Source organism: Rhizobium sp. Root1212 (genome assembly GCF_001424985.1).
Taxonomy (GTDB): domain Bacteria; phylum Pseudomonadota; class Alphaproteobacteria; order Rhizobiales; family Rhizobiaceae; genus Pararhizobium.
Window position 1 is genome coordinate 35,017 of the sequence record NZ_LMDA01000009.1, and the last position, 16,783, is coordinate 51,799.

Consider the following 16,783-nt stretch of genomic DNA (forward strand, 5'->3'; position numbering starts at 1 on the left):
AGGGCCACTTTGGAGGAATCCGTCCGCTCCCGCGCTCAAACACTGCACCGCATCCATGTCGCCTTCACCGGCGCGTGGGAGAACTTGTCTGCCGTCGTGAGGTATAATAGCCATGGAAAACACCACGGACCCATTCTTCGAAGACTTGTCGATTGGGTACACGGTCTGGAGCGGAAGCCGGTTAGTCACGAAGGACGAGATTATCGACTTCGCGAAGCTCTGGGACCCTCAACCCTTTCATACCGATGAAGCCAAGTCAGGCGACACCTTTTTCGGTAAGCTTGTAGCAAGTGGTGCCCATACCTATGCGATTACAATGAGATTAGGTGTCGATAGCAGAGTCCTGACCGGCAACGCTGTCGCCGGTTTCGGGGTAGATGAGATGCGCTTTCGAGCGCCCGTCTTACCGGAAAGCAGGTTACTTGCGCGCTTCACGGTGCGCGCGATGCGACCTTCCAGTAGCAAAACTGGACTGGGAATCGTCAAATGGGAAGCCGAGACCTTTGATCAGGACGGCACCTGTGTGTTGTCTGCGTTCATAACGAACCTGTACCGACGGCGGGAGTCTGCCGTTGGAGCCGAGGCGTCATCATCCGGGAGCATGAAATGAGAACCTATTCCGCCGTCGTTTATCCGGCGGCCTGTGACGCGATGGGGCACATGAATGTTCAATACTATGTCGCAGCGTTTGACCAAGCTATGTGGCACTTGGTGCACGCATTGGGGTACCGTACTGAATGGCAGAAAGAGAGGGGGGAGGGTTGGGCCGATGTCCAGCACAACGTCAGCTTCTCAAAGGAATTGGCGGTAGGCAGCCTCTTCTATGTCGAAAGCGCGGTGTCGAACATCGGAGGCAAGTCCCTCACGAGCTTCCATCGGCTCTACAATATAAATGGCGAGTTGAGCGCATCGAACGAAATCAAGTCAGTCTATTTTGACCTGGTGGAGCGCAAAGGGTTGGTGCTCCCTGACGAGATAAGATTGAACGCCGAAAAGCACCTCGAACACAAAAAACTGCCCGGAAATTGAATATTGCCACCCTGCCTTTGGATGGACTGAGGGCGGGACGTTACAGCGGAAGGGGTGCACCCATGACTGATCATCACCTTGTTGTTGTTGGCGGCGGTTTCGCGGGTTTGCAACTCGTCAATGACCTTAAAGGCGTACCGATCAAGATCACACTTATCGACAGGCGCAATCATCATCTGTTCCAGCCGCTTCTCTACCAAGTCGCCACGACTTTGCTCGCGACATCCGAAATCGCCTGGCCTATCCGTTCGCTTTACCGGGACAGACCGGAAGTGCAGACGCTTCTCGGGGAAGTCGTTGCGGTCGACCGGTTGGCAAAGAAGGTCGTTTTGAGCAGCGGGGAGAATATCTCTAACGACACGCTCGTACTCGCGACTGGTGCCACTCACGCCTATTTTGGAAGGGACGATTGGGAACATGTCGCACCTGGTCTTAAAACCCTAGAAGACGCGACTACAATCCGGCGGCGGGTATTACTTGCTTTTGAACTCGCTGAGCGGGCTCGCTCCGAGGAGGAGAAGGAGGCACTGCTCACGTTCGCAATCGTAGGGGCAGGCCCCACCGGCGTCGAACTCGCAGGAATTATCGCAGAGTTGGCTCATCGAACCCTACCCGCAGAGTTTAGGGCAATCGATACACGGAAGACCAAGGTGCTGTTGGTGGAGGCAGGAAGCCGTATCCTGTCGACGTTCGATGAGAAGCTATCGAAATACGCTCAACAGAGCCTTGCGAAACGTGGAGTGAATGTGCTTCTGGGTAAACCAGTTACCGAGTGCACGGGGGATGGGGTGACTGTGGCCGAGAACTTCATACCCTGTAAGACAATTATTTGGGCCGCTGGGGTAAAGGCGTCACCTGCTGCACGGTGGCTCGACGTCGATGCTGATCGAGCGGGCAGGGCGATTGTCGATGAAAATCTGACTGTCCTTAGCGACCCGGCAGTCTTCGTAATCGGGGACACGGCGTCGGTTATCCAGATGGGGAAGCATGTACCTGGAATCGCTCCTGCTGCGAAGCAGCAAGGCGCTTACGTGGCAAAGGTGATCAAGAATCGGCTTGTCAACAAGCAGCCACCGTCACCGTTTCGTTATCGCCACCAAGGCAGCCTCGCGACCATCGGAAACAATTCAGCGATTATCGATTTCGGCAAACTGAAGCTGCGCGGTTGGCTGGCTTGGTGGGTCTGGGGATTCGCCCATATCTATTTCCTAATCGGAACACGGCGGCGCTTTGCGGTAGCCTGGAGCTGGTTATGGATTTCCATAAGCGGCCAACATAGCGCTCGACTGATAACCCAGCGCGAAACTATCCGGGACGCAACGTGATCCCAACTAAACCCTATGCCGATTTAGTGGAGCGGGTATTTGTCGAGATTCCCGCCCTGACGAGCAATGTCTCAAGCATGTCGTCGCACAGTTCCTTGGCTCGGGAGGTTGGGTCGGAGAGATATTGAAGGCTACAACCATCGATGATCACCAGCAGTGCTCGGGAGAACCGGTCAACGTCCCATTCGCAGCTTTCGCCAGCAATCTCCAAGGATTTGGAGAGCATTTCCGAAAGTTCTAAGATGTACGAGGGGTAGATCGTTGCGGCTAACTCGGCTTTGTCGTTTCTCATGGCCCAGAGAGGCAACTCGAACTGCGCCATCGCATCAGTCGGAGTGCTCACCAATGCTTCCCACCAGGCTTCAACCATCTGACGGGCAGCTGACCGCATGCCTCCTTCAGTCGAAAAGCTGATAACGTCAGTGATCATCGCGCGTAGCCAGCGTTGAATTGCTGCGGCGAGTAGAGCGTCCTTATCTTCGAAACAGTAGTGAACTGTCGCCAGCTGAGCACCCGCCTCCGCAGCTACAGCTCTCATGGTTGCCGCCTGAACTCCATCGCGGCGCATGACGTTAATGGTGGCGTCGATCAGCTGCTCTCGCCTGTCGGCCGTCGATACTCTCACAATTTTTTTGGCCATTTCTAAATCCATACAAGTGCAGTCGCACGCTATCTCGCCAACTAGTGCCGAGCAACAAATTTGATCATGGACGATTGACTTAGACAAGTGTCCATGTTTCGTTATTGCTGCAGTCTTTATATCTGCCGCGCTTAGATCGGCGAGTTTAAGACCGTATGGGAGTGTCGGGCAGTTCGGAGGAATCGCTCGCAAACATAGAAAATCAGCAGATAGCCACGTGGAGATCGTCGATCCCGCGCAGGGTGAACTTTGCCCAAATTTTAAAGGGGAACATCGAATGAAGAGAAAAAACTGCACAATGTTGTTCGCTGCCGCACTGATCGCATCAGGCGTAACAGGCACTCAAGCGCAGGACAGGCCCCAACCGTTGCCAACGGTTGCAGAAGCGCACGGCGTGTTCGCTGACAACTCCAAAAATTCAGTCGAGTCGATAAAGAATGCTGTGACAGCTGGAGACTGGGCCGTGCCGGTTGAAGTGATCGGCTGTGAAACGGCGGGTTGCGACGGCGCGCGAACGCCTTCCGTTTATACCCCCCTTCCGGTCAGCGAGATTTCCGGCAAATGGAATATCTGCGCGGTGCTACCACATGTAAAAGACCCATATTGGGTTGGGCAAGACGCTGGCTTGGTCGATGAAGCTAAACGCACAGGTGTCACCTTGCAGGTCTTTGAAGCTGGCGGCTACACCGAGATCAGCAAACAGCTCAATCAGATTTCAAATTGCGTTGCCAGCGGTGCAAACGCAGTCCTGGTTGGTGCGGTCAGCAGTGACGCGCTCAATCCGGTGATCGAGGAAATCGCCGCTCAGGGGATCGTCGTAATCGACTACGTGAACGGGGTCAGCTCCCCAGCCGTTGCAGGGCGGGCACTTTTCGAGCACTGCACGCTCGGCGGCTACATGGGCAAGCATCTGAAGGAAACCGGGGAACCGGTCAAAGCAGTATGGTTCCCAGGTCCGGCAGGTGTCAGTTCGCTTGAAACCATGATCCGGTGCTTCAAGGAGCAGGCCGAGGGTGGGGACGTAGAGGTGCTCGGTGTCAGCTATGGCGATACCGGCAAGGACGCGCAACTGAACCTTATTGAAAACGCTCTCTCTGCGTATCCTGAGATGAACTACATCCTGGGAAGCGCTGTCACGGCAGATGCCGCAACAGGCCCGCTCAACGAACGCGGTCTCACCTCGAAGGTAAAAACGGCTTCCTACTACTTTACGCCAGAAGTCTACGCTGGCCTGGAAAACGGCTCCATCACCTGCGCAAGCGCGGGCAATGACAGGATTTTGTCTCGCATCGCGATGGATATGGCGATCCGCGTCCTTGAGAAGAAGCCATTCCACGGCAGCTCCTACATCGGGATGGCGGCTAACGTCATCTGCGGCAAAGGTGCAGGCGAAAAGAACGATAATCTCAGCACGCTCATCAAGGAGCTTAATCTCCCTCCGGAAGGTTTCCGGCCGGTCTTCAGCGTGAACTGAGGTTCGGAAATATGACTTCAAGCACCACAACGGTGGCCGAGACCCGGAACCTCTGCAAGAGCTTCCTGGCTGTCACCGCCTTGAAAGACATGTCGGTTGGCTTCCAAGCTGGCACCGTTCATGTTCTTTTTGGAGAGAATGGTGCCGGAAAATCGACGTTGATCTCGCTGCTTTCAGGCATTCATAAGCCCGATTCTGGCGAGATCATATTCGACGGACGGAACGTCTCTTTTTCAAGCCCCCGCGTTGCGCGGGAGCTTGGTATCTCGGCTGTCTACCAGGAGCCCGCGCTCATACCTCAGCTAACTGTTGCTGAGAACCTGACGTTGGGGAGAGAGCCGCTGAAAAGCGCTTTTCTGGATCGGCAAGCTCAAGAGAGGCTCGCCAGAGCTGCGCTCGACAGAATTGGCTCAAAAATCCCTCTATCAGCGTTTGCGCGCGACCTTAGTCGGGCGGAGCAACAGGTGGTGGAAATGGCACGAGCCTTGCAAGACTCCGCCAAGCTCCTGATCCTTGACGAACCCACCGCCTCCCTTACCGAAGAAGAAACGGAACAGCTTTTCAAAATCGTGATGCGGCTTCGCGAGCAAGGTATCGCGATGATCTATATCACCCACCGTATGGCGGAAATCCGTCGTATCGGTGACGTGGTCTCGGTGATGCGCGACGGTTGTTTGATCAAGACGACGGCAGTGCCTGATGTGAGCGACCAGGAACTGGTCGAGTTGATGACCGGGCGGAAAGTGGAAGCGCTTTTCCCACAAAAGCTCCTCCACACGGTGCCTGGCGGGTTGGAATTGGTCAATGTCTCGAACGACGCGCTTAAGGATATTAGCCTTCATGTGAGGCGTGGCGAGATTGTGGGGGTAGGTGGGCTCGTCGGTTCTGGTAAATCCGACATTGGCAAGGTCTGTTTCGGTATGTCGCCGTTGACGCGCGGTAGGATCGAAATAGACGGTAGCGATGCTGGCCCAGCTTCCCCCCAAAGACGTCTGGAGCGTGGTGTCATCCACTATCCATCGGACCGAAAAAAGGAAGGTTTGATCAGCGTACAAACCGCCAGGGAAAACGTAACCCTGTCCGCGCTCGATAAGTGGCTTGGATTTTTACGCTTCATTCGCAGGAAAGCAGAACGCAATGATGCCGATGCCATCTTGGCCAAACTTTCCTTGAGGCCATTCCATCCAGACGCGCTCCCCAGCACGTTCTCGGGTGGGAACCAACAGAAGATCGTTCTCGCACGCGGTTTTACGCGTCCGTATGCAGTTCATATCTTCGATGAGCCGACTGCTGGTGTCGATGTAGGTGCACGAGCCGAAATCTACCAAGCTATGCACGGGCTTGCCAAGGAGGGGGCAGCTGTACTCGTCATATCTTCCGACCTCCCTGAGATCGTGAACCTTGTCCACCGGGCGTACGTCGTCGCGCACGGCCGGATCGTCGGCGAGTTCACTGGGGCTGACCTCAGTGAAAAGACCATGCTCCCTTACTTTTTCCACGAACCGGAAATGAATGTACAATGACCACTTTCACTACTACGGCTGAGGCCAAATCCTCTCGACCAGCTCCCTCGAACAGAGCTGGAACGTTTTTCCGGCGGCAGTTTGTGATCTACGGGATTCTACCGCTGCTCCTGGTTGTGCTTGTCGCAGCCTTTGGCTGGATCGAACCGCGATTCTTATCCTATGGTAATCTCATCAATGTTTCGCGCCAGGTAAGCTATTTGGGGATCATCTCGCTTGCCCAGATGCTCTACCTGATCACCAGAAACTACGACCTCTCAAACGGAGCAACGGTCGCTCTTTCGTCCGTCTCCTGCGCGCTGGTGATGACAAACACCTTTCCCGACGACCCGGCAATGGCGATTGCGGCTGGCCTCGCCTCAACGCTTGTACTGGGGCTGGTCATTGGCTTGATGAACAGTACCCTGATCGCCGTCTATAAAATAAACTCTTTCATGGTGACCTTGGGCGTTGGTTCGGCCGCGACCGGCGTAGCTTTGCTCATTTCTGGTGGCACTCCCGTTTCGGGACTGCCACCCGCATTTGCGCGGTATTTTGGCGGTACCTCGGTCATGGGCATACCTCTTCCCTTGATCCTGTTCGCCGTGGTGATCATCGCGGTTTATGTGCTTCTCAACTGGACACGAGTTGGTCGGCAAGCCTATGCGGTGGGCGGAAACGACCACGCGGCGTACCAGGCAGGGGTCAACGTCAAGCGGACACTGTTCACGATGATGGTGCTCGGGAGCCTCTTCGCCGCTTTCGTGGGTGTCATTTTGACAGCTCGCATTTCCACGGGGGAGGCGAACATCGGTCTCCAATACCCAATGCAGTCGATTATCGCATGCGTTATCGGTGGTATTGCGTTGTCGGGAGGTGAAGGGCGAGTTTCTGGCGCAGTCATGGGAGCGTTATTTATCGTCCTTCTTAGCAACGGTATGGACCTTATCCGGGTCCAAAGCTACGTCCAGGATATCCTCCTTGGCGCGCTCCTGGTGCTCGCACTGCTCGTCGACCGGCTCCGCGCTCGCGTCCGACTGAAGCCGGTTTGACGGTTATGCCGGATAGATTGGACATACGATGACTGACCGTCGCTCAACGCAACGCTCTCCGGTGGAACGCCCCCCGGAGAGGCTAACAGCTGGCCATTGGGGAATCTCGGAAGTCATGGAAAATGGCGGGAGATTCTCCCTTCGCAACTGGAGCAAGGACCCTAATCCGACCCAGATCGGCCTCGACCAAATGTCTGAGGCAACAGAAGCTATGCGAGTACGACGCCCGTCATTTCGTAAGGGATGGCTCAATCGCGGCGCGGGCAACTCTGGAGATCAGCGAGGTAGCGAACCGTTCGTTGAAGTGCCGTGGGATGAGGCCAATGAAATTATCGCCATAGAATTGTCGCGAGTAATCGAAACCCATGGAAATGACGCCGTCTATGGCGGATCGTACGGCTGGGGAAGCGCCGGAAGGTTTCATCATGCCCAAAGTCAAATCCATAGGTTCCTGAGTTCAATCGGCGGCTACGTACGCTCGAAGGATTCGTACAGCTACGGAGCAGGGTCTGTCATTCTTCCCCACATCGTCGCTCCGATGGACACTTTACTCGATCAGCATTCCGACTGGAGCGTGTTGGCGGAAAACACCGATTTATTCGTCGCTTTCGGCGGCTTGCAGATCAAAAACACACAGATGACGGCAGGGGGCGTGAGCAGGCATAACGTCTTGGATGCTTTCAAAAGGATGCAATCGAGGGGAACGCGCTTTATCAACATCAGCCCATTGCGCTCCGGTAATGGTGTGGAGATGGAGTGGCTACCCATCCGCCCGAACACCGATGTCGCGATGATCCTCGCGCTTTGCTACGTCATTTTGCAAACTGAGGCGCATGATCAGGATTTTTTGAACACACACTGCGTGGGGTTTGAAAGTGTTCGCGAATACCTCTTGGGCATTTTCGATGGACAGCCGAAAGACCCGGCTTGGGCCTGTCGGATCACCGGTGTGGCCGCTGAGTATATCGACGTTCTTGCGCGGGAACTAAGCACCAAGCGCACCATGGTGAATGCATCCTGGTCGTTGCAAAGGCAGAGACATGGAGAACAGACTTACTGGGCCATCGTGACGTTGGCGGCGATGCTCGGTCAGATTGGACTGCCTGGTGGCGGTTTCGGAGTCGGCTACGGCACGATGAATTCTGTTGGTTCAACGAACAGGCGCATTTCGGGACCCCGTCTCCCGCAAGGCCGCAATGCCGTTTCAGCCTATATTCCCGTGGCGCGTATCGCGGACATGCTTCTCAATCCAACCAAGTCCTTCACCTATGACGGGAAGGTCGGGACATATCCCGACATTCGCCTGATATACTGGGCAGGCGGTAACCCCTTCCATCACCATCAGGACCTTAATCGGTTTCTAAAAGCTTGGAAGCTTCCTGAGACGATCATCGTTCACGAACAGTATTGGACTGCTACCGCAAAGGCGTCTGATATCGTGCTGCCTGCATGTATCGCGGCCGAGAGAGATGACCTGGGGTTCGCGTCTCGCGAGGGCTATGTAATGGCGATGCATAGATTCAAAGAACCGCTGGCGGACGCCAAGAGCGACTATGACATCTTCCTTGGTATCGCAGAGAAAATGGGATTCGGAAACGCATTCGGGGAGGGGTTAGACGAGCGCGGCTGGTTGATCCGGATGTATGAGGATTTCAGGGCGAGAGTACCAAGCGATGTTAGTTTGCCGCCGTTTGATGAGTTCTGGAGAACAGGTTGGATCGATCTTGGAAGATCGCCGGAACCTCAGGTTCTATTATCGAACTTCCGCTCCGACCCCGCATCCTTTCCTCTTCCCACTCCGTCAGGGAAGGTTGAATTGTCATCCGACGTAGTCTCGAATTTCAATTATGCGGATTGCCCGGGACGCGCCACCTGGCTTGAACCAGAGGAGTGGCTAGGTTCGACGAGCACCAGATTGCACCCGATTCATCTGGTAACCCACCAGCCTAAGCGACGACTTCACAGCCAGCTCGATCATTCCTGTCATAGTAAGGAGGGAAAGGTGGCAGGCAGGGAGCCGATTCTCCTGAATGACCACGACGCTCAGCAGCGCAATCTTCGAACGGGCGATCTTGTAAGAGTTTATAATGCTCGGGGTGAGTGCCTAGCGGGAGTTCAGGTAACCGAGGACGTAATGCCGGGCGTGGCAATTATGGCGACCGGCGCGTGGTTCGATCCAACCGATTGGACGAGGCCATCTTTGGAAAGCCACGGCAATCCCAATGTCCTTACTATGGATCAGGGCACGTCAGCGCTTAGCCAAGGCTGCAGTGCGCTCTCCTGTTTGGTGCAAGTCGAGCGATACCTCGATGAGGTGCCGCCGGTACGAGCCTTTGAACTTCCGATGATTGATTCAGGTGACTGATCGGAGGCACGAACAGCCACTTGCTGCATCAGGCCGCCCCGTTACATCCCCGGATAAACAGGACCTTCGCCACCCTGCGGAGGTACCCAGGTTATGTTTTGGTTGGGGTCCTTGATGTCGCACGTTTTGCAGTGAACGCAGTTCTGCGCGTTGATAACGAACACGTCCTCACCGTCCTTCTCCAGCCACTCGTAGACACCAGCGGGACAATAGCGTGTCGACGGACCGGCATAAATGTCGTGCTCCGACCGCTTCTGCAAATCCATGTCCTTTACCTTCAGATGGACCGGCTGATCCTCTTCATGGTTGGTGTTCGAGAGAAACACGGAGGACAGGCGGTCGAAGGTAAGGACGCCGTCCGGCTTAGGATAATCGATCCGCTTGTGCTTGGCTGCCGGTTCCAGGCTCTGAGCATCCGTCTTGCCGTGCTTCAGGGTGCCGAAAAAGGAGAAGCCAAAGACCTGGTTCGTCCACATGTCCAGTCCGCCCATGGCAACGCCGATGGCTGTTCCAAACTTCGACCAGAGCGGCTTGACGTTGCGGACTCGTTTCAAGTCCTTGCCGATATCGGTGGACCTCCAGTCATTCTCGATCTCTGTCACTTCATCGTGCGCGCGCCCTGCACCAATCGCTGCGGCAATGCGATCAGCTGCCAGCATTCCGGACAAAACGGCATTGTGGCTGCCTTTGATGCGGGGGACGTTCACTAGACCTGCCGAACAGCCAATCAATGCACCCCCAGGGAAGGACAGTTTCGGTACCGACTGATAGCCGCCCTCAGTGATGGCTCGTGCGCCATATGATAAGCGCTTGCCGCCCTCGAACGTAGCACAAATGGCCGGATGGGTCTTGAAGCGCTGGAACTCTTCGAAGGGATAGAGGTAGGGGTTCTTGTAGTTCAGGTGCACGACGAAGCCGACAGCGACCAGATTATCCTCAAGGTGATAGAGGAAGGAGCCACCACCGGTCTTCATGCCAAGCGGCCAGCCGAAGGAGTGCTGTACGAGGCCCTGTTTATGGTTCTCGGGCTTTACCTGCCACAGCTCCTTGAGGCCGATCCCATATTTCTGAGGTTCACGGCCCTCATCGAGCTTGAACCTGGAAATAAGCTGCTTGGCGAGTGAACCCCTGACGCCTTCAGATATGAGCGTATATTTACCCAGCAGTTCCATACCGCGCGTGTAGTTCGCGCCGGGCTCGCCAGACCGCTCGATACCCATGTCTCCGGTCGCGACGCCAATAACCGCGCCGCTCTCATTGTAGAGAACTTCCGTTGCCGCGAAGCCAGGATAGATTTCGACACCGAGTTCCTCGGCCTTCGCTGCCAGCCAGCGACAGACGTTACCGAGAGAGACGATGTAGTTGCCATGGTTGTTCATCAATGGCGGCATCGCAAAGTTTGGGAGCCGGATCGAGCCAGCCGGACCAAGCAACAAGAACTGATCGTCTTTAACTTCGGTCTTGAACGGATGATCGGAATCGTTGCGCCAATCAGGAAGCAGACGGTCGATTCCCACGGGGTCGACAACAGCGCCGGAAAGAATGTGTGCGCCCACTTCCGATCCCTTTTCCAGCACAACGACTGTGAGGTCGGGATTTGATTGTTTCAGTCTAATCGCGGCGGACAGCCCTGCAGGACCTGCGCCAACAATAACGACGTCAAATTCCATGCTTTCGCGCGGTTCTACCTGTGCTTCGCTCATAATGTCCTCGGGTTGAATGCGCTGGAGTAGGGATGTCGCACCAGATCGTTAGGAGAGGGGTCGCAGTGCATCGGTAGGCAACAAGTTCACTTGCTGGCGCGAAGCAGACTGTTCCCGCCTCGACCCTCATCCAGCCCGTGCTTTCGGTCGAAAACTCGAAGTCCGTGAGAGCTAAGTATGCACGTGGACAATCAAGCTTGTGATCTGGCATCCGCATGTAGGGAGCCAGCATCGCGATGCCTATTCTTGCGTCGGCTCGTTCCTCAAGGCCACCGGGTCCAACCACGACGGCATGGGAATTCGATTTCTCGAAATTCATGCTCGCAAATGGACCTGCAGGTTCTCTGAACCAAGTCAACCCGCCGCATACTCGCCTAAGGGCTTCCGCCAAATCGCGATATCGAGGGCGGCGGTGTAACCGTTCGAGGGAATAATCAAAGCATCCTTGAAGCGCCGAAGACAGTGGCTGCGTGTTTAGGCTGATCCGGCCCGGTTTCAACAGCTTGCCGAAGACACGACCGGCTACCTGCTGCGACATCAACGATCCATCGTAAGCGAGTATTTTACTGCAGGTTTCGTTCACAACAGTCTGTAGCGCCGACGACCTGATGCTTGGCCGGGCAACCTCAAACGGCACACTGCCGAAAGAATCCTCCACGAAGAATAGATCGTATTCGTTGGGAAGAGGTCTTTCGGGAGTAGACATGCGTTTATCCGGCTAGAGCTTGGCTGCGAATTCGGGGAGAACCTCGAACAGGTCCCCGACCAGTCCGTAGTCTGCAACTTGGAAGATCGGGGCTTCCTCGTCTTTATTGATGGCAACGATGACTTTCGAGTCCTTCATGCCCGCCAAGTGCTGGATGGCACCAGAAATGCCACAGGCAATGTACAGGTCGGGAGCAACGACCTTACCGGTCTGTCCAACCTGCCAATCGTTCGGAGCATATCCAGCATCGACAGCAGCACGTGACGCGCCAACTGCCGCACCGAGCTTGTCGGCAACTGGAAGGATCACTTCCTTGAACTTGTCAGATGAACCCAAAGCGCGGCCGCCAGCGATCACGATCTTTGCCGACGTAAGGTCGGGTCGTTCAGACTCCGAAATCGAGTTTGATACGAAAGTGGACACTGAGGGAGAGGGCGCTGCCGCCGTCTTCTCGACGGCGACAGCAGAGGGGCCTTGGGAGGCAGCGGAAAAGGATGCGGTGCGAACGGTAATGACCTGCTTGGAATCAGACGTCTGGACAGTCTGGATCGCGTTACCGGCATAAATCGGACGCTTAAATGTGTTCGAAGAAACCACTTCAGTGATTTCCGACACCTGAGCTACGTCGAGGAGGGCGGCTACTCGCGGCATTACGTTTTTGCCAACTGAAGTGGCCGCCGAGATAATCGTCTTATAGCCCGCCGCCAGGGTTTTCAGGAGGTCGGCGAGTGGCTCAGCGAGAGCGTTTTCCAGATCATCAGCTTCAGCGACGATTACCTTGGCAACGCCCTGCAGTTTGGCGGCTTGTTCCGCCACAGCGTCAACGCCTTTGCCTGCAACGAGGATATGAACGTCTGATCCGATCTGAGTGGCCGCAGTCAGTGCGCGAGCCGTCTGTTCGGACAAAGTCTGGTTGTTGTGTTCAGCCAGGAGAAGAGTGGACATATGTGATACTCCTTATCGCGCCAGCTTAGATGACCGCGTCTGCTTTCAATTTTTCGATCAGTTCACCGACGTTCGAGACCTTCACCCCAGCTTTTCGGCCTGCGGGCTCCTCGGTCTTCAGAACCTTCAGGCGAGCGGCGGTATTGACCCCGAAATCCGTGGCCGCGCGTTTAACGAGCGGCTTCTTCTTGGCTTTCATGATGTTGGGCAGCGAGGCGTAGCGCGGCTCGTTCAGGCGAAGGTCGGTCGTCACCACGGCTGGCAAAGTGATAGCGATTGTTTGCAAGCCACCATCAACTTCACGAGTAACGGTTGCCTTGCCATCGGAAATCACGATGCTCGACGCGAATGTGCCCTGTGGCCATCCGGCGAGAGCTGCGAGCATCTGCCCCGTCTGATTGGAGTCGTCATCAATTGCCTGCTTACCAACGATGACCAGCCCAACACCTTCCTCGGCTGAGATTGCATTGAGTATTTTCGCGACTGCGAGGGGTTCAACGGTATCGTCAGTTTCAATCAGGATTGCTCTGTCAGCTCCCATCGCCAGAGCCGTCCGAAGGGTTTCTTCAGCCTTCGCCGGTCCAATCGATACGACGACAACCTCTTCTGCCTCGCCGCGTTCTTTTATTCGGAGCGCTTCTTCGACGGAGATTTCATCAAAAGGGTTCATTGCCATTTTGACGTTTGCGAGGTCGACGCCCGTGCCGTCGGGCTTCACTCGAATTTTGACGTTGTAGTCGACGACTCGTTTGACTGGCACCAGGATTTTCATTGTCTCACCTTTGTATCTGAGCGCCAAAAGACGCCGTCGATCTCTCCATCGGGCGCGAAACTAACAAAACATACCCTTTAGTCAAATCAAAATACCAATAAGTCAGTTTTTCTTTTGATGCACTGCTTTGACCGGTTGCTGAACCGCGAAAAGAGAGGTAGCGGACTGTCGGGTCAAAAAAAATGAGCAGTTAGTCCGCAGTGGTGCGGGGTATCCTAAGAGAGGTTCATAAAGATGCGAATTATCCTTCTGGGGCCACCAGGAGCCGGGAAAGGCACTCAGGCCAAGTCGCTTGTGGAGCGACACGGTATCCCTCAGCTGTCCACGGGCGACATGCTGCGCGCCGCCGTTGAGCAGAACAGTGAAGTTGGCCTACAGGCGGCTGCATACATGAATGCGGGCAATTTGGTGCCCGACGAAGTTGTTACCGCCGCAGTCCGGGCGCGGTTGGTGCAGTCCGATTGCCGACGTGGTTTTATCCTCGACGGGTATCCGCGTACGGTAGAGCAGGCGCTTTCGCTCCAAGACATGCTTCGGGAATTGGAGGCTCCGCTCGATGCGATAATCTCCTTTACGGTCGACGAGGATGCCTTGGCCGCCCGGGTCGAGAAGCGCTCGCAAGAAGCTCAGGCGAAGGGACAAGCCCCAAGGTCCGACGACGATCCAGAAGTCCTGAAGCGCCGTATCGTCGAGTATCGCGAGAAGACGTCACCGGTGACCGCCTTCTATGGGGCGCTTGGTTTACTGCACTCGGTCAATGGGATGGCGACGATTGATGAAGTCGCTAGCGAGATTGAACGGCTGCTTTCGACGGTAAGTTCGTAGGCGTCTCTGCTGGGTATTTTTCCCTAACCCAAGGATGTTCCGGGGAAACGAGCCGTGTCGAAAGTCAGAGTTTGCCAGGGGTAAACTGTGCCTAGCCGATAAAATTATACCAATGGGTATTTTTATTTGGATAAAAGGTCTGTTTTGCTGTACATCGTAATTTTGGAGGCCTATCGTTGGCCAAATCCACGCAGGTGGGACGAAGGAGCTGTAGGATGTTGAAAGCTGTTAATGCCCCGGGGACCGAGTGGCCGGGTTTGTCGCAGGGCGTCGTGATGAAGGGGAGCGGCGTTTTCGTTTCGACCGGGCATGTCGGTACGGATGCAAGTGGCGAACCCATCGTATCGTCCCTCGAAGACCAAGTTGTTGCGGTGTTTGAAAATCTCAAGGCGACCCTGGCAGCAGCAGACCTCGACTACAGCCATGTTGCTCGCATGACCTGCTTTGTCAGCAACTTCGAGCCAGAAACGTTGGCTGCAATCCGCAAAGTGCGCGCGAATTACTGGAATCAGGAATGCCCGCCGTCGAGCGTGATGGTGCAGGCGGCACTGTATGACCCGCGCCTGGTTCTGGAAGCTGAAGTCATCGCCGTCGTCCCGTAAAGGCAACACGAACATGAAATCCTATGATGTCGTAATTATTGGCGGTGGGCACAATGGCTTGGTGTGTGCATGCTATCTAGCCAAAGCGGGCCTTAAGGTTTGCGTCGTTGAGCGCCAGCCTTTCGTAGGTGGCGCTGCAATCTCGCGTGAAGTATGGCCGGGCTTCACGATTTCGGTCGCAAGCTACTGGATGAGTATGCTCCAGCCGAAAATCATGATGGACCTCGATCTTGTGCGAAATGGCGTCGAGGTTATACCGGTTCCCCCGACCTTCCAGCCGTTCGAGAGTGGCAAGAGCATCGTCTTCTGGCCGGACGAAAAGCGCCTGGCTGAGGAGATCGCGCAGTTCTCCAAGAAGGACGCTGAGAACTATCCAAAGTTCTCCGCGCATATGATGTCGGTTATCCCGTACATCCGTCGCCTGCTTTGGGAGACCCCAGTCGATCCTACCACCGGCAAGGTTTCTGATATCGCAAAGACCATGGCTCTGGCCTGGCGCATGCGTGATATCGGCGCGAAGGTCTATGACGTTTGGGATTTGCTCACGTTGAGCGCTTACGATTACCTGAAGCGCTGGTTCGAAAGCGATGAAGTCCTGACTGCGTTTGGTAGCTACGCGTCCGGTTCTGCAGGCCTTATCAGCCCGAAAACGCAGGGTTCGGCCTACGTGCTTGCCCGACCATATCTTCGCGACAACACGACTGAAGTCGGCGGAGGCGGTCTGATCAAGGGGGGCATGGGCGCTATCTCCGAGGCGCTCTTGAAGGTCGCGAAATCAGAGGGCGTTGAAGTTATAACCGGTCAGTCCGTGAAGAAGGTTGACATTAAGAACGGCAAAGCCGTCGGTGTCGAGCTGGCCAATGGCGAACATATCACGGCAAAGACCATCGTGTCCAACGCGGGCGCGAAGATGACGTACTTCGATCTCATCGGGAAGGAGCACCTGAGCGAGGATGTGAAGGGGCAGGTTGAACGGCATCGGACGAAGTCGATTGCGTTCAAAATCAACCTTGCATGCAATGCTCTGCCACGTTGGACCGCTTATGATGAGCGGAGACTTAACGAACCAAATCCTGGTTCCATAGTGGTCGCGGAGAATTCCGATGAGCTGGAAGAGGCTTTCTACTCGGCTCAGAACGGCGAGATGTCGAAGCGCCCCTACCTTTGGATCACAACTCCCAGCGCTTTTGACAAAACTGTCGCTCCGGAAGGCAAGCACGTCGTACAGATCATGGGGGGGCATGTTCCCTATAAGCTGAATGGACGGGAGTGGGACGATGCATCCAAGCGGGAAATGCTCGATATCGTTCTCGACCAAATCTGCCGTTATGCGCCGGGCTTCGACAAGGAAGTCATCCATGCACAGATTCTGACACCCAAGGACATTGAAGAGATGTTCGCGATGGTCGATGGCCATGTTCACCATGGCGAGATGAGTTTGGACCAAGTCTTTTTTCGTCGTCCAATCCAGCACTATGCGGATTATCGCACTCCCATTAAGGGCATGTACATGTGCGGTGCCGCTTGCCATCCAGGTGGGGGTGTCAACGGTGTTCCGGGGCATAATGCAGCCCGTGAAATCATCGCTGATCTTGGGAAAAAGTTCCCGAGTTCTAAGCGCGACACGACTCGCAAACCCGCGCCATTTACGGTTGTGCCGAGCGCAAAGTAGCGCAAGGCTCCCGAAGCACGTCAGTTCATCAAAGGTTGGGAACGCGAGGAGTTGCGTTCCCGGTAGCAGATAAACGGCTGTAGCGTCATTTGGTGTTGCATTCACAAACGTCTCCGACTAACATACTAATCAGTCAGTTTTGCATACTTTTTGGTACTCACCTTCTGGTGG

General features: G+C 55.3%; 14 protein-coding genes. 10 read left to right on the forward strand and 4 right to left on the reverse strand.

Features of this window, described 5'->3' with window-relative positions:
- Window positions 1-112 precede the first annotated feature (112 nt).
- From ASC86_RS11155 to ASC86_RS11165, 3 genes are all read left to right on the forward strand, one after another.
- The gene (locus tag ASC86_RS11155) at window positions 113-610 is read left to right on the forward strand and encodes a MaoC/PaaZ C-terminal domain-containing protein (protein ID WP_056320585.1); all 498 of its coding nucleotides are present in this window, start codon (window positions 113-115) and stop codon (window positions 608-610) included.
- Entirely contained in the window at window positions 607-1,029 is a 423-nt protein-coding gene (locus ASC86_RS11160) for an acyl-CoA thioesterase (protein WP_082510073.1), read from the forward strand. The genes ASC86_RS11155 and ASC86_RS11160 overlap by 4 nt, the downstream gene beginning before the upstream one ends.
- 62 nt (window positions 1,030-1,091) lie before the next feature.
- Window positions 1,092-2,354, forward strand: a complete 1,263-nt coding sequence (locus tag ASC86_RS11165; protein ID WP_056320588.1) for an NAD(P)/FAD-dependent oxidoreductase — start codon at window positions 1,092-1,094, stop codon at window positions 2,352-2,354.
- A gap of 13 nt (window positions 2,355-2,367) precedes the next feature.
- On the opposite strand, the gene ASC86_RS11170 is transcribed toward ASC86_RS11165, so the two are convergent.
- Window positions 2,368-2,994 (reverse strand): TetR/AcrR family transcriptional regulator, encoded by a 627-nt coding sequence (locus ASC86_RS11170; RefSeq protein ID WP_162244996.1) that lies wholly within the window; start codon window positions 2,992-2,994, stop codon window positions 2,368-2,370.
- 217 nt (window positions 2,995-3,211) lie between these two features.
- Here ASC86_RS11170 and torT point away from each other — a divergent pair, with 217 nt between their 5' ends.
- Genes torT through ASC86_RS11190 form a run of 4 tightly spaced genes read left to right on the forward strand, consistent with a single transcriptional unit; the run spans window position 3,212 to window position 9,387 of the window.
- A complete protein-coding gene (gene torT, locus ASC86_RS11175; RefSeq protein WP_156387008.1) occupies window positions 3,212-4,468 on the forward strand; it encodes a TMAO reductase system periplasmic protein TorT in 1,257 nt (418 codons plus the stop codon).
- Between the two features lie 11 nt (window positions 4,469-4,479).
- Window positions 4,480-5,991 (forward strand): sugar ABC transporter ATP-binding protein, encoded by a 1,512-nt coding sequence (locus tag ASC86_RS11180; protein ID WP_056320599.1) that lies wholly within the window; start codon window positions 4,480-4,482, stop codon window positions 5,989-5,991.
- Window positions 5,988-7,022: an ABC transporter permease gene (locus ASC86_RS11185; protein ID WP_056320601.1), complete on the forward strand. Its 1,035-nt coding sequence runs from the start codon at window positions 5,988-5,990 to the stop codon at window positions 7,020-7,022. The genes ASC86_RS11180 and ASC86_RS11185 overlap by 4 nt, the downstream gene beginning before the upstream one ends.
- Window positions 7,023-7,050: 28 nt before the next feature.
- A complete protein-coding gene (locus ASC86_RS11190) occupies window positions 7,051-9,387 on the forward strand; it encodes a molybdopterin-dependent oxidoreductase (protein ID WP_056320603.1) in 2,337 nt (778 codons plus the stop codon).
- A gap of 41 nt (window positions 9,388-9,428) precedes the next feature.
- On the opposite strand, the gene ASC86_RS11195 is transcribed toward ASC86_RS11190, so the two are convergent.
- The 3 genes from ASC86_RS11195 to ASC86_RS11205 all read right to left on the reverse strand — a co-directional run bounded on the left by ASC86_RS11195 (window position 9,429) and on the right by ASC86_RS11205 (window position 13,513).
- Window positions 9,429-11,090 (reverse strand): electron transfer flavoprotein-ubiquinone oxidoreductase, encoded by a 1,662-nt coding sequence (locus ASC86_RS11195; protein WP_056320604.1) that lies wholly within the window; start codon window positions 11,088-11,090, stop codon window positions 9,429-9,431.
- Between the two features lie 718 nt (window positions 11,091-11,808).
- Window positions 11,809-12,741 (reverse strand): electron transfer flavoprotein subunit alpha/FixB family protein, encoded by a 933-nt coding sequence (locus ASC86_RS11200; RefSeq protein WP_056320608.1) that lies wholly within the window; start codon window positions 12,739-12,741, stop codon window positions 11,809-11,811.
- Between the two features lie 25 nt (window positions 12,742-12,766).
- The gene (locus ASC86_RS11205) at window positions 12,767-13,513 is read right to left on the reverse strand and encodes an electron transfer flavoprotein subunit beta/FixA family protein (protein ID WP_056320611.1); all 747 of its coding nucleotides are present in this window, start codon (window positions 13,511-13,513) and stop codon (window positions 12,767-12,769) included.
- Between the two features lie 234 nt (window positions 13,514-13,747).
- Between ASC86_RS11205 and ASC86_RS11210 the strand changes: the two genes are divergently transcribed.
- The 3 genes from ASC86_RS11210 to ASC86_RS11220 all read left to right on the forward strand — a co-directional run bounded on the left by ASC86_RS11210 (window position 13,748) and on the right by ASC86_RS11220 (window position 16,612).
- Window positions 13,748-14,338: an adenylate kinase gene (locus ASC86_RS11210; RefSeq protein ID WP_056320613.1), complete on the forward strand. Its 591-nt coding sequence runs from the start codon at window positions 13,748-13,750 to the stop codon at window positions 14,336-14,338.
- A 215-nt stretch (window positions 14,339-14,553) separates the two neighbouring features.
- Complete coding sequence (locus ASC86_RS11215) at window positions 14,554-14,940, forward strand: RidA family protein (RefSeq protein ID WP_056320617.1); 387 nt, start codon at window positions 14,554-14,556, stop codon at window positions 14,938-14,940.
- Entirely contained in the window at window positions 14,891-16,612 is a 1,722-nt protein-coding gene (locus ASC86_RS11220; RefSeq protein WP_200943805.1) for an NAD(P)/FAD-dependent oxidoreductase, read from the forward strand. The genes ASC86_RS11215 and ASC86_RS11220 overlap by 50 nt, the downstream gene beginning before the upstream one ends.
- Window positions 16,613-16,783: the final 171 nt, after the last annotated feature.